Source organism: Exiguobacterium sp. SH31 (assembly GCF_001816105.1).
GTDB classification, from domain to species: domain Bacteria; phylum Bacillota; class Bacilli; order Exiguobacteriales; family Exiguobacteriaceae; genus Exiguobacterium; species Exiguobacterium aurantiacum_A.
In genome coordinates, this window is record NZ_LYTG01000055.1 from 1 (window position 1) to 12,500 (window position 12,500).

The 12,500-nt window shown below is 53.5% G+C and carries 13 protein-coding genes and 2 tRNA genes (1 of these 15 running past the window's edge); all 15 read left to right on the forward strand.

Annotated elements, in window-relative coordinates:
* Positions 1-67 precede the first annotated feature (67 nt).
* A tRNA-Met gene (locus tag A6395_RS08080) sits at positions 68-144 on the forward strand.
* A 9-nt stretch (positions 145-153) separates the two neighbouring features.
* A tRNA-Glu gene (locus A6395_RS08085) sits at positions 154-225 on the forward strand.
* Positions 226-294: 69 nt separating this feature from the next.
* Positions 295-1,530 (forward strand): tRNA lysidine(34) synthetase TilS, encoded by a 1,236-nt coding sequence (gene tilS, locus A6395_RS08090; protein ID WP_071398641.1) that lies wholly within the window; start codon positions 295-297, stop codon positions 1,528-1,530.
* Positions 1,531-1,565: 35 nt separating this feature from the next.
* Positions 1,566-2,111, forward strand: coding sequence for a hypoxanthine phosphoribosyltransferase (gene hpt / locus A6395_RS08095; protein ID WP_016509617.1), 546 nt, complete (start codon positions 1,566-1,568; stop codon positions 2,109-2,111).
* Between the two features lie 106 nt (positions 2,112-2,217).
* Entirely contained in the window at positions 2,218-4,245 is a 2,028-nt protein-coding gene (gene ftsH / locus A6395_RS08100; RefSeq protein WP_071398642.1) for an ATP-dependent zinc metalloprotease FtsH, read from the forward strand.
* A gap of 94 nt (positions 4,246-4,339) precedes the next feature.
* Positions 4,340-5,104 (forward strand): type III pantothenate kinase, encoded by a 765-nt coding sequence (locus A6395_RS08105; RefSeq protein WP_070329371.1) that lies wholly within the window; start codon positions 4,340-4,342, stop codon positions 5,102-5,104.
* Positions 5,105-5,125: 21 nt separating this feature from the next.
* Entirely contained in the window at positions 5,126-6,052 is a 927-nt protein-coding gene (hslO, locus tag A6395_RS08110; protein WP_071398643.1) for an Hsp33 family molecular chaperone HslO, read from the forward strand.
* A gap of 86 nt (positions 6,053-6,138) precedes the next feature.
* Positions 6,139-7,092, forward strand: a complete 954-nt coding sequence (gene cysK, locus A6395_RS08115; protein WP_071398644.1) for a cysteine synthase A — start codon at positions 6,139-6,141, stop codon at positions 7,090-7,092.
* A 93-nt stretch (positions 7,093-7,185) separates the two neighbouring features.
* Positions 7,186-8,565, forward strand: coding sequence for an anthranilate synthase component I family protein (locus A6395_RS08120; RefSeq protein ID WP_286203277.1), 1,380 nt, complete (start codon positions 7,186-7,188; stop codon positions 8,563-8,565).
* Positions 8,562-9,146 carry an aminodeoxychorismate/anthranilate synthase component II gene (pabA, locus tag A6395_RS08125; RefSeq protein WP_071398645.1) on the forward strand — a complete coding sequence of 195 codons (585 nt, stop codon included), beginning with the start codon at positions 8,562-8,564 and terminating at the stop codon, positions 9,144-9,146. The genes A6395_RS08120 and pabA overlap by 4 nt, the downstream gene beginning before the upstream one ends.
* On the forward strand, positions 9,130-9,963 hold the full coding sequence (locus tag A6395_RS08130; protein WP_071398646.1) for an aminotransferase class IV: 834 nt from the start codon (positions 9,130-9,132) through the stop codon (positions 9,961-9,963). The genes pabA and A6395_RS08130 overlap by 17 nt, the downstream gene beginning before the upstream one ends.
* Entirely contained in the window at positions 9,960-10,745 is a 786-nt protein-coding gene (folP, locus tag A6395_RS08135; RefSeq protein WP_071398647.1) for a dihydropteroate synthase, read from the forward strand. Before A6395_RS08130 ends, folP begins: the two co-directional genes overlap by 4 nt.
* Complete coding sequence (gene folB, locus A6395_RS08140) at positions 10,738-11,103, forward strand: dihydroneopterin aldolase (protein WP_070329365.1); 366 nt, start codon at positions 10,738-10,740, stop codon at positions 11,101-11,103. Before folP ends, folB begins: the two co-directional genes overlap by 8 nt.
* Positions 11,100-11,603, forward strand: coding sequence for a 2-amino-4-hydroxy-6-hydroxymethyldihydropteridine diphosphokinase (gene folK / locus A6395_RS08145; protein WP_071398648.1), 504 nt, complete (start codon positions 11,100-11,102; stop codon positions 11,601-11,603). The genes folB and folK overlap by 4 nt, the downstream gene beginning before the upstream one ends.
* Positions 11,604-11,625: 22 nt before the next feature.
* Positions 11,626-12,500 carry the 5' portion of a tRNA dihydrouridine synthase DusB gene (dusB, locus tag A6395_RS08150; protein WP_016509635.1) on the forward strand. It continues 121 nt past the right edge of the window, so only the first 875 of its 996 coding nucleotides appear in the window; it begins with the start codon at positions 11,626-11,628; the stop codon falls past the right edge of the window.

Sequence of the window (12,500 nt, forward strand, 5' to 3'; positions counted from 1 at the left end):
AAGAATTGACACGGACGTGGCTACTGGTTATTATAGAAAATGTGCTTAGGACACAACACAATAACATGGCGGTGTAGCTCAGCTGGCTAGAGCGTACGGTTCATACCCGTGAGGTCGTGGGTTCGACTCCCTCCGCCGCTACCATTTTATTTAGGCCCGTTGGTCAAGCGGTTAAGACACCGCCCTTTCACGGCGGTAACACGGGTTCGAATCCCGTACGGGTCACTTACCTAAGCGAAAAGAAGCCATCTCAACTTGAGATGGCTTCTTTTGTTATATCAAGGAGGAGCGACGATGACGAAAGTGCTGGTGGCCGTATCGGGTGGGATGGATTCGATCGTCTTGTTAGACCGCGTCGTGAGAAGCGGTGCTGACGTCGGGGTCGCCCACGTCCATCATGGACTTAGGCCTGAGTCCGATGAAGAGTTCGAGTTCGTGAGACAGTTGGCGAAAGCGTACGGTGTGCCGTTTCACGGGAAGCGTCTTGCGTTTCCGGACGGGGGATCGCAAGCCGTTTACCGGGCGGCACGGTATGCATTTTTTGAAACGGTCATGCGTGAAGACGGGTATATCGAACTGATGACGGCTCATCACGCCGATGACGAGCTCGAAACGGTACTCATCCAGCTTCATCGAAACGTCGTCGAAGTGACGGGGATCCCGGAACGTCGTCCGTTCGCCGGAGGGACAATCGTTCGTCCGTTGCTGACGGAAACAAAACGACAGCTCTTGGCGTACGCGTCAGCGAACGGACTCGTTTGGCGAGAAGACGCGTCGAATGAGCAGACGGATTATTTGCGCAACAAAATCAGGCACCACATCGTCCCGCGACTGCTCGATGTTTGGCCGAACGTGGTTCAAGACGTCGGTAGCGCGGCCCGTCGGCAGCGTGAACTCTGGCATAAACGCTACGACGGCGTCGGGAAGTGGATGGTGCGCCACGTCCGTTGTAATATGAAAACGTTTCATGTGAAACTTGAAGACGTGGCCGGTTTGAACGAACCTGAACGATACGTACTCGGCCGACTCTTATCGGCTAGATATGGTGTCGAGATGGGCGAAGCTATCCGTCGTCTCCTCGGTAGTCCAAAAGGAACAGGACGATACGATCTCGAAGGCGGCGCGCGCCTGCAAAAGTATGATGGGGTGATCAGCCTCGTCCCCCATACCGATATAGTGCTGACTGAAGCACCGGGTGACCGAGTGATCTCGAGCCTCCCGGTCCAGACGTCTTTTGGCGACCGCGAGCTCTCACTTGAAGTCATCACAGGCAAGGACGGGATCCCCCTCGAGGCGCTCACATTCCCGTTGACCGTCCGCTCCGTCCGGCCAGGGGATGTGATGAAACTCTCGATTGGGACGAAAAAAGTCGCCCGAATCTTGGTCGATGCGAAAATCCGGCGTGAAAATCGTCCGTTTGTCCCCTTAGTAGTTGACGCGACAGGGAGGATTGTCGCTATAGTAGGAGTAAGAGTTTCGGATTTTCCGGATAAGTCAGATGCGATTTGCCCACGATTAATGGTAAAATGATGATTGTGTCGGATTAGAAAGAGGAGGATTTCAAGATGTCATTAATGAACGATATGGAAAAGGTGCTTATTTCAAGTGAAGAGATTCAAGTAAAGGTGAAAGAACTCGCGACAACGCTCAGCGAAGAATATAAAGAAGAGTTTCCGCTTCTCGTTTGCGTATTGAAAGGCGCGATGCCGTTCATGTCAGACCTTGTCAAAGAAATGGACATCCATTTAGAGATGGACTTCATGGACGTATCGACGTATCACGGTGGAACGTCATCGACAGGTGAAGTGAAAATCGAGAAAGATTTAAACACGTCTGTAGAAGGACGAGACATCTTGATTGTAGAAGATATCATTGATAGCGGGCTCACGCTCGGCTATCTCGTCGATCTCCTCAAATATCGGAAAGCCAAGTCGGTGAAGATCGTTACGTTGCTCGATAAACCGACGGGTCGCAAGAACGGTCTATCGGCAGACTACAGCGGTTTCGTGATTCCGCACGAGTTTGTCGTCGGCTACGGTCTCGATTACGAAGAGAAATATCGTAACCTTCCTTACGTCGGTGTGCTCAAGCCGAGTGTTTACGGGGGCTAACGTTTTTCTTTTGAAAATGTGACGTGTTAAGATAAAAGAAATACCCCAAAGTATACACATATACTGAATGGGCGAGAACATCGTTTCTCGGAATAGGAGGCAGAGAATGAATCGTGCAGTGAAAAACACCTTAGTGTTCGGTGTGATTTTCCTGGCCTTGATCTTGTTCCTTCAATATTTACAGAACCCGAGTAGCCAGAGCGAAACGCTCTCTTATTCGAAGTTCTTGGAATATGTGGAAGATGATCGGATCGAAACGGCAACCGTACAGGAAATCCCGGGAGCCATCTCAATTACAGGTGACCTTACAGGAGACGAAGACCAGCGTTACGAAACGAATATCCCGGCTAACGAGGCCGAATACGCCGAAGTGCTCTCGCAACTTCGTGCGAATACCGACATTCAAATCGAAGAGTCAGAGTCGAGTGGTAGCTGGTTTAGCATCGTATTCGCGATCTTACCGTTTATCATCATCTTCATCTTGTTCTTCTTCTTGCTCAACCAAGCCCAAGGCGGCGGTGGTGGCGGTCGTGTGATGAACTTCGGGAAATCGAAGGCGAAACTCTACGACCAAGAAAAACGTCGTGTAACGTTTGATGACGTTGCCGGGGCGGATGAGGAGAAACAAGAACTTATCGAAGTCGTCGAATTCTTGAAAGACCCTCGCAAGTTCTCGAAACTTGGAGCACGGATTCCAAAAGGTGTCTTGCTCGTCGGTCCTCCGGGAACAGGTAAGACGTTACTCGCTCGTGCAGCTGCGGGAGAAGCCGGTGTACCGTTCTTCTCGATCTCAGGTTCTGACTTCGTCGAAATGTTCGTCGGTGTCGGGGCGTCGCGTGTCCGCGACTTGTTCGAGAATGCGAAAAAGAACGCACCGTGTATCATCTTCATCGATGAGATCGATGCGGTCGGACGTCAACGTGGTGCCGGTCTTGGTGGCGGCCATGATGAGCGTGAGCAAACGCTCAACCAACTTCTCGTCGAGATGGATGGATTCAGTGACAACGAAGGAATCATCATGATTGCTGCGACGAACCGTCCGGACATTCTTGACCCGGCCCTTCTTCGTCCAGGTCGATTCGACCGTCAAATCACGGTCGATCGTCCGGATGTTAAAGGCCGTGAAGCAGTACTCAAAGTTCATGCCCGCAACAAACCGCTCGATTCGACAGTTGACTTGAAGTCGATCGCTCAGCGGACGCCTGGATTCTCAGGTGCTGATCTTGAAAACTTGTTGAACGAAGCAGCGCTCGTCGCAGCACGGTCTGACCGTTCAGCGGTCTCGGTCGTGGATGTCGAGGAAGCGATTGACCGTGTCATTGCTGGTCCTTCTAAGAAGAGCCGCGTCATCTCGGAGAAAGAACGCCAAATCGTCGCCTATCATGAGGCGGGTCATACGATTATCGGGATTGAACTCGAGAACGCAGACGAAGTGCACAAAGTGACAATCGTTCCACGTGGAAACGCTGGCGGATACGTCGTCATGCTTCCGAAAGAAGATCGTTACTTCATGACGAAACCTGAACTCGAAGATAAAATCGTTGGTCTCCTCGGGGGCCGCGTGGCGGAAGACGTCATCTTCGGTGAAGTGTCGACAGGAGCAAGCAATGACTTCCAACGCGCGACTGGTATCGCTCGGAAGATGGTCATGGATTACGGGATGAGCGATAAGCTCGGACCGCTCCAACTTGGATCAAATCATGGAGGACAAGTCTTCTTAGGTCGCGATTTCCAAACGGAACAAAACTACTCGGATGCGATTGCACAAGATATCGATCTCGAGATTCGGGACATCATCAACCGTTGTTACGCGAAGGCGAAACAGATTTTGACGGACCGTAAAGACGATCTCGAGCTCGTCGCGAAGACGTTGCTCGAAGTCGAGACGCTCGATTCGAAACAGATTCGTCACTTGATCAAGACGCGCGAATTCCTTCCGAACGAACCGGAAGAGCCGTCTGAACCATCGAAAGATGATGCAAGCGATGAGGCGAAGAAAGATGAGGCGGCCGTTAAGCACGGGCAAGTCATCGATCAGCCTGGAGTCGTTCAAGAAGCGAAGCCGGACGTTGTCCCTGAAGGCGATAAGCCGGAAGCGACACCGACGGAACGCCCGAACAACGAATCACGGTAAGTGTAAGAGACGAATGCCCTAAATAAGGCATTCGTCTTTTTTCGTGTTATAATTCGAGCGAACTGTAATTGACAACAAAGTGAGGAACCATATCATGATTTTAGTGATCGATGTTGGGAATACAAATATTGTCCTCGGGATGTACGATGGTGAGACGCTCGTCCATCATTGGCGTATCTCGACGGATCGCACGAAAACGACCGACGAGTACGGTATGCTCGTCAAGTCGTTGTTTGACCACTCGAACGTCTCGTTTGACCAAATCGACGGCGTCATTTTGTCTTCGGTTGTTCCACCGGTCATCTTCCCGCTCGAACAGATGTCACAGCGCTACTTCAACGTCCGGCCGATCGTCGTCGGTCCCGGCGTGAAAACAGGTCTCGACATCCACGTCGACAATCCGCGTGAAGTCGGGGCGGACCGCATCGTCAACGCGGTCGCAGGTATTGCCAAGTACGACGGTCCATTGATCATCGTCGACTTCGGTACGGCGACGACGTATTGCTACATCGATGACAAACGCCGTTATCACGGCGGGATCATCTCCCCAGGGATTATGATCTCGGTCGAGGCGCTCTATCAACGGGCCGCGAAATTACCGCGCATCGAGCTCGCGACCCCGCCGACCGTCGTCGGGAAAAATACGATCCAAGCGATGCAATCGGGCACGTATTACGGGTATGTCGCCCAAGTCGATGGCATCGTCAGTCGCGTCAAGCGTGAAGTCGGGGAAGCGACCGTCATCGCGACAGGTGGGCTGGCCCGTTTGATCAGTGAACATGCCGAAACGATTGACGTCGTCGACTCGTTCTTGACGCTCGATGGACTTCGTCTCATCTATGAGCGCAACCAGAAATAAACTTTAAAGGAGTTACTCAATATGATTCAACCAGAACAACAAGCGTTACTTGACCAAATGAAAGACGACTATCTCGTCCGTGCCCTCGGGTTCGGTGGAGAAGTCCGGGCGTTCGCCGTACGGACGACGAAAACGATTTTCGAAACGCAACTTCGCCATCAGACGACACCGGTCGCCTCAGCCGCGCTCGGTCGGACGATGACGATCGGGACGATGATCGGTTCAATGCAAAAAGGAGCCGCGCGCGTCACCCTTAAAGTCGAAGGCGATGGACCGATCGGGAAAATTATCGTCGATGCGGACACGGCAGGAGACGTTCGCGGATACGTGTCACACCCGCGTGTCGAGGGCGGTACGTTCGTCAACGACCACGGATTGACGAAGTTGAAAGTTGGCGAAGTCGTCGGCCGCGGTACAGTCTCGGTCATCAAAGACCTCGGTCTAAAAGACTTCGTTGGCGGTTCGTCCGAAATTCAAACAGGTGAGATCAGCGAAGACTTCACGTACTACTTCGCGACGTCGGAACAAGTGCCTTCAGTCGTCGGAGCAGGCGTGCTCGTGCTTCCGGAAGATGAATCGATTTTAGCTGCCGGCGGGATTATCGTCCAGTTGATGCCAGACGCTTCAGAACAAACGATTCAAGCGTTAGAAGACGCATTGAAGACGTTCCCGCCAGTGTCGGTCCTCATCGGAGAAGAGAAGACACCGGAAGAGATGCTGCATATGCTCCTCGGAGATAGCTTAGAAGTGCTCGATCACAAACCGGTACAATTCAACTGTACGTGCAGCCGAGATCGGATGGAGAGTGCGATCATCGGGCTCGGCACCGAAGAGATCCGTCAAATGATTGAAGAAGATGGCGGCGCTGAAGCAGTTTGTCACTTCTGCGGCGAAAAGTATCACTTCTCGGCTGAACAGCTCGAAGTGATGAAACAGCAAGCACGCTGAGGCTGTCGTTCCAAATTGCATATTTTCAATCCGATAGGGTATTATTACAATATCGGAATAGTCGGAATTATGAAGGAGGAAATGAAATGCGTATCGTAGATTCAGTGACAGACTTAATTGGCAAGACTCCAATCGTGAAGTTAAACGGGCTGACTGGCCCGGATGACGCGACGGTTTACATGAAGTTGGAATATATGAACCCTGGTTCGAGTGTAAAAGACCGGATTGCCTTAGCGATGATCGAGGCCGCTGAGGAAGAAGGCGTCTTAAAGCCGGGTGACACAATCATCGAGCCGACGAGTGGGAACACGGGCATCGGACTCGCGATGGTCAGTTCTGCTAAAGGCTATAAGGCAATTCTCGTCATGCCGGAAACGATGAGTATGGAACGACGCAATCTGCTTCGCGGATACGGTGCCGAGCTGATTTTGACGCCTGGTCCTGAGGGGATGGGCGGAGCGATTCGTCGGGCGACAGAAGAAGCTGAGAAAAACGGCTACTTCCTCCCGCAACAATTCAATAATGCGGCCAACCCGAACGTCCATGAAATGACGACCGGCCCTGAGATCGTTGATGCGTTCGACGCGTCAGGTCTTCAAGTCGATGCTTTTATCGCTGGTGTCGGTACAGGCGGAACGATCACAGGAGCGGGCAAAGTATTGAAAGCCCACTATCCAGACGTGCAAATTTTAGCGGTCGAACCGGTCGATTCTCCAGTCTTATCTGGAGGGAAGCCAGGACCTCATAAAATTCAAGGCATCGGGGCCGGCTTTATCCCGTCGATTTTAGACACTGAGATTTACGAAGGTGTCCTTCAAATCACGACAGAGCAGGCGTTCGAATACGCGCGTCTCGCGGCTCGGACGAACGGTGTGCTCGGTGGCATCTCATCAGGTGCAGCCATCGCGGCCGCGGTCGATACGGCGAAGCGCCTTGGAAAAGGCAAAAACGTGCTCGCGATCATCCCGTCAAACGGAGAACGCTACCTTAGCACGCCGCTCTATCAGTTCGACGAAGAATCAGACAGCGTTCGCGCATAACAAACGGCAGTTACCAGAAGACATCTTCTTTCGGTAACTGCCTTTTCTTGTGTACAATTAGAGGCATGAATGAGTGGAACGGGGGGATTTGACGTGAGAACGACAGCGTTCAAAACGATGCAAACGACAATAGAAAGAATGTATGAGACGTATATGACGTTGACGGAAGCTGGCGAGCGCTATGCGTGGCTCGAGAGCGGGAGGGCTGGACGTTACACGATGGCCGGGATCGAGCCGTTCGGTGCGCTTCACGTGAAAGACGGGACTGGAACGCTCGTCATTTCAGATAAGACCGAGACGTTTTATGGCCAACCGCTCGACATCGTTGAGCAAGTACGGGCCCGTTACGTTGCCGCAAGACCAGAAGGGGCACCGCCATTCTTCGGCGGGATGATCGGTTATGTCAGTTACGATGTCGCCCGGACACTTGAACGCTTGCCGCGTCAAGCGGAAGATGATCTAGGGACGCCCGACGTCTCCTTCTTGCTGTTTGACGAAGTGGCGGTATTCGACGAAGCGACGTCGCTCCTCTATTTGCTGGTCACCGCCGATGAAGAAGTAGAAGCGAAGCTCGAGCGCTGGGCTGCCCTATGGCAGACGGAGACGCATTACGCGTTCGGACCGGTCGCGCAAGCGCCGCTCGAGCGAGCGCGTTCTCTATCGCAAGATGAATTCGTCGAAGCTGTGCAGAAAATTCAAGACTACATCGTCGAAGGCGACGTGTTCCAAGTGAATCTGAGCGTCCGCCAATCGGAAGCGCTGCTCGCGGACCCGCGCCACGTCTATGACACGTTGCGCCAAATGAATCCTTCACCATACATGGGGTACTTCGTCGACGATTTTTTGACGATGGTGTCGGCTTCGCCAGAACTGTTGATTGAGAAACATGGGACGTCGATCTCGACACGCCCAATCGCCGGGACACGGCCGCGCGGACGGGACGAGGCAGAAGATATGGAACTAGCGCGGACGTTGCTCGATAACGAGAAAGAGCGGGCCGAGCACGTCATGCTCGTTGATTTGGAGCGGAACGACCTCGGGAAAGTGGCCGCTTATGGGACGGTGCACGTCGACGAATTGATGGTCATCGAGAAGTACTCACACGTCCAGCACATCGTTTCGAACGTGCGGGGCACGATGCGAGACGGTGTGTCCGGGTCAGAGGCGCTCGGGGCGATGTTCCCGGGCGGAACGATTACCGGTGCCCCGAAAATTCGGACGATGGAAATCATCGAGGAACTTGAACCGGTTCGACGTGGGATTTACACGGGTTCGTTCGGCTGGATCAGTTGGGACGACGACCTCGTCTTTAACATCACGATCCGGACGATGGTCGTCAAAGGCGGGATGGCCCACGTCCAGGCCGGGGCGGGGATCGTCATCGACTCCGACCCGGTCGCTGAATATGAAGAATCGTTGTCGAAAGCGAAGGCGCTATGGGCCGCGAAAGAAATGACGGAGGCGACGGTATGATTTTACTCATCGATAACTACGACTCATTCACGTACAACTTGGTTCAATACTTTGGTGAGCTCGGAGAGGACTTGATCGTGCGTCGTAATGACGACGTTACGATCGAAGAAATTAAACAGATGGGTCCGAGTTATCTCGTCATCTCGCCAGGTCCGCGGACGCCGAACGAAGCGGGAATCAGCGTCGACGCGATTCGGACGTTTGCTGGGAAGATCCCGATTTTCGGGGTGTGTCTCGGTCACCAAGCGATCGGTCAGGCGTTCGGCGGGAAAGTCGTCCATGCGGACCGCCTCATGCACGGGAAGACGTCACCGATCGAACATGACGGCAAGACGTTATTTAAAGACATCCCACAGCAGACGATCGTGACGCGTTATCATTCGCTTGCCGTCGAGCGAGCTTCATTGCCGTCCTGTTTAGAAGTGACGGCTGAGACGAGCACGGGAGAGATCATGGCGCTACGCCATAAAGAATTGCCGATCGAGGGCGTCCAATTTCATCCTGAAGCCATCTTGACGGAACATGGGAAAGACATGATTAAAAATTTTATCGAGGCGTATCGTCATGTGGCTTTGGCATAACGGCGAACTGCGCGGCAGTTCAGAAGTGACGGTGCCGGTTCAGGACCACGGTTTTTTGTACGGGATGGGATTGTTCGAGACGTTCCGGACGTTTGACGGGGTCCCGTTCTTGTTCGACCTCCATTGGTGCAGGCTTGAGAAAAGCATGGACGCTCTTTGGATCGATCTACCTTATACGAAGCAGGAGATCGTGCAGGCGATTCAAGACGTCGTGCGTCAAAACGAGGCGCCGAACTTATATATCCGACTGAACGTCTCCGCCGGTGTCGCTCCGCTCGGTCTGCACGACGGGCGTTACTCACGTCCGAACGTGACGCTGCTCGTCAAACCGTTACCGGACACGTTCGAACCGACCGAGAAACGGCTCGAGGCAATCCCGTTTCCGAGAAGTCGACCGGAAGCGGCGTTCCGTTTGAAGTCGCATCACTATATGAACAACATCCTTGGAAAACGGGCCTTGGTCGACCGGGAAGCGGAAGGTTTGTTCGCGGACGAGGCGGGACGTGTCGTCGAGGGACTCGTCTCAAACATCTTTTGGGTGGAACAGGATGGGCGGCTATGGACGACGCCGCTTGAGACCGGGGCGCTTGCCGGCGTGACCCGGCACTGGCTGATGGAGACGTTTGACGTGCTCGAGCGTGATGTGACGTTTAAAGAACTCGAGCAAGCGTCCGAAATTTGGCTCACGAACTCGGTGCAACAAATCGCACCGGTCACCGCTTATGCCGACCGGACGTATCCAGGCAAGCAGGGGGCTCGATTTAAAGCGTGTTGGTCCGAGTTACGACGAGCGATTGAAAGCGAGGGAACAGCATGACAAAAATTATGGGCATTTTAAACGTGACGCCAGATTCATTTTCAGACGGTGGACGTTATAACGCAGTCGAGCAAGCGCTCGAACACGCTAAACGGCTCGTTCAGGACGGGGCCGATGCGATCGACGTCGGAGGCGAGTCGACAAGGCCGGGCGCACAGTTCGTCACGGCGGATCAAGAGATCGCCCGCGTCGTCCCAGTCATTCGCCGCCTGAAAGAGGAGCTTGACGTCCTGATCTCGATCGATACGTACAAACCTATCGTTGCGCGAGCGGCACTTGAAGCAGGCGCTGACATGATCAATGATGTGTGGGGGTCGAAGTGGGACGATCAATCGATGGCAGAAGTGGCCAAAGAGTTTAACGTCCCGATCATTTTGATGCATAATCGAGACAACCGAAACTATGGACACTTCATCGAAGAAGTCGTCGGCGACATACAAGAATCAATCGCGATCGCCCGTGCCGCCGGTGTTCGTGATGACCAGATTTGGTTAGACCCCGGCATCGGCTTCGCCAAGGACTACAACCAAAACTTAGAGCTCATGAATCGGCTCGACGTCATCACGAATCTCGGGTTCCCCGTTCTGCTCGGGACATCGCGAAAATCGTTCATCGGCCAGACACTTGATTTACCGACCGAGGAGCGGGTCGAAGGGACGGTCGCGACGACATGTCTCGGAATCGCGAAAGGATGCGCCTGGGTAAGGGTGCATGATGTGTTAGAGAACAAACGGGCGTCACGGATGATGGATGCGATGTTAGGAGGCGGACAAGTTGGATAAGATGTTTGTGAACGGGATGCGTTTTTACGGTTACCACGGTGTATTTGAAGAAGAGAACCGGCTCGGTCAGCGATTTAATATTGATTTGATGTGTGAGTTAGACCTGGCCCCTGCCGGCCAGTCCGATAATTTGGAGGACGGCGTCAGCTATGCCGGACTCTATCAACTGACAGAAGACATCGTCACAGGCGAAGCGGTCAACTTACTCGAAGCACTCGGTGAACGGATCACGACGGCCGTGCTCGCCCACAGTGACAAGATTCAAAGTGTGACGGTCAAGGTCATCAAACCGGACCCGCCGATTCCGGGTCATTATGATTCAGTCGCGATTGAGATGACGCGGAGGCGTAACGGATGATGTATGTGGCGCTTGGTTCGAATATCGGTGAACGGGAGTGTTATTTGTTCGGTGCCCTTCAAGAGATGGAGGCGGCCGGTCTTCATGTGACGAAGCAATCGAATGTATACGAGACGGCACCGGTCGGCTATACAGATCAACCATCGTTTTATAACATGGTCGTCGAAGTCGAGACATCGCTCGGGGCGGACGATGCGCTCGTTCGTCTCCAACAGGTTGAGCGCGGTCTTGGGAGAGAGCGTCTGTTTAAGAACGGGCCGCGTACGATCGACCTTGACATCTTGCTCTATAACGGCGAATATATACAATCGAAGCACTTAACTGTTCCGCATCCGCGAATGCATGAACGTGCTTTTGTCCTCGCCCCGCTCGCGGAGATTGCTCCGACGCTCGAGGTGAATGGGAAGACGGTACGACAATTATGCGACGCCTTGCCGGAATCGGAGCGGCGCGACGTCGTACGTCTACAGTCGTTAACGTCATTAGTCGGTTCTGTTTAACGCTATTGAAGGAAGTGAAGCAATGTCAGGGTTCAAAATTGGTAACGTTGATATAAAAAATCGGGCGGTCCTCGCCCCGATGGCCGGAGTGACGAACCCGGCATTTCGTTTGATTGCGAAGGAATTCGGTGCCGGACTCGTTTGTGCGGAGATGGTCAGCGACAAAGGGATTTTATTTGAAAACGCGAGAACGCTGCGCATGTTGTACGTCGATGAGCGCGAAAAGCCGCTCAGCCTGCAAATTTTTGGCGGTTCGAAAGACACGCTCGTGAAAGCGGCGCAATACGTGGATCAAAACACGAACGCCGATATCATTGACATCAACATGGGGTGCCCGGTCCCGAAAGTCACGAAATGTGAAGCGGGTGCCAAGTGGCTCCTCGATCCGGATAAGGTTTATGAGATGGTGAACGCCGTATCGAAGGCGGTGGACAAACCGGTGACCGTCAAGATGCGCACCGGCTGGGACAGTCAGCACATCTACCTTCTAGATAACGTCAGAGCGGCCGAATCCGGTGGCGCGGCGGCGATCGCGATTCACGGACGGACGCGGTCCCAATTGTATGAAGGAACAGCCAACTGGGAGCTTATTGGTGAGGCGAAGAAAATTGCGGGCATCCCGATCATCGGGAACGGTGATATTACGACGCCGCAACAAGCGAAGCATGCCCTCGACCATTACGGTGTCGATGCGGTCATGATCGGGCGGGCTGCCCTCGGAAATCCATGGATGCTCTATCAGACGGTGCAGTACCTCGAGACGGGTGAACTTCCGGCCGAGCCGGAGGCACGCGAGAAAATTGACATTTGCATGCTACATCTCGATCGTTTGATCGACTTGAAAGGCGAGGTGGCGGCGGTTCGTGAAATGCGTCAACACGTGGCCTGGTACTTGAA

Excerpts from the sequence above, each read along its gene's own strand:
- tilS (WP_071398641.1), top strand. The coding sequence starts at position 295 with ATGACGAAAGTGCTGGTGGCCGTATCGGGTGGGATGGATTCGATCGTC.
- hslO (WP_071398643.1), top strand. The coding sequence starts at position 5,126 with ATGATTCAACCAGAACAACAAGCGTTACTTGACCAAATGAAAGACGAC.
- A6395_RS08105 (WP_070329371.1), top strand. The coding sequence starts at position 4,340 with ATGATTTTAGTGATCGATGTTGGGAATACAAATATTGTCCTCGGGATG.
- pabA (WP_071398645.1), top strand. The coding sequence starts at position 8,562 with ATGATTTTACTCATCGATAACTACGACTCATTCACGTACAACTTGGTT.
- folK (WP_071398648.1), top strand. The coding sequence starts at position 11,100 with ATGATGTATGTGGCGCTTGGTTCGAATATCGGTGAACGGGAGTGTTAT.
- hpt (WP_016509617.1), top strand. The coding sequence starts at position 1,566 with ATGTCATTAATGAACGATATGGAAAAGGTGCTTATTTCAAGTGAAGAG.
- A6395_RS08130 (WP_071398646.1), top strand. The coding sequence starts at position 9,130 with ATGTGGCTTTGGCATAACGGCGAACTGCGCGGCAGTTCAGAAGTGACG.
- cysK (WP_071398644.1), top strand. The coding sequence starts at position 6,139 with ATGCGTATCGTAGATTCAGTGACAGACTTAATTGGCAAGACTCCAATC.
- ftsH (WP_071398642.1), top strand. The coding sequence starts at position 2,218 with ATGAATCGTGCAGTGAAAAACACCTTAGTGTTCGGTGTGATTTTCCTG.
- folP (WP_071398647.1), top strand. The coding sequence starts at position 9,960 with ATGACAAAAATTATGGGCATTTTAAACGTGACGCCAGATTCATTTTCA.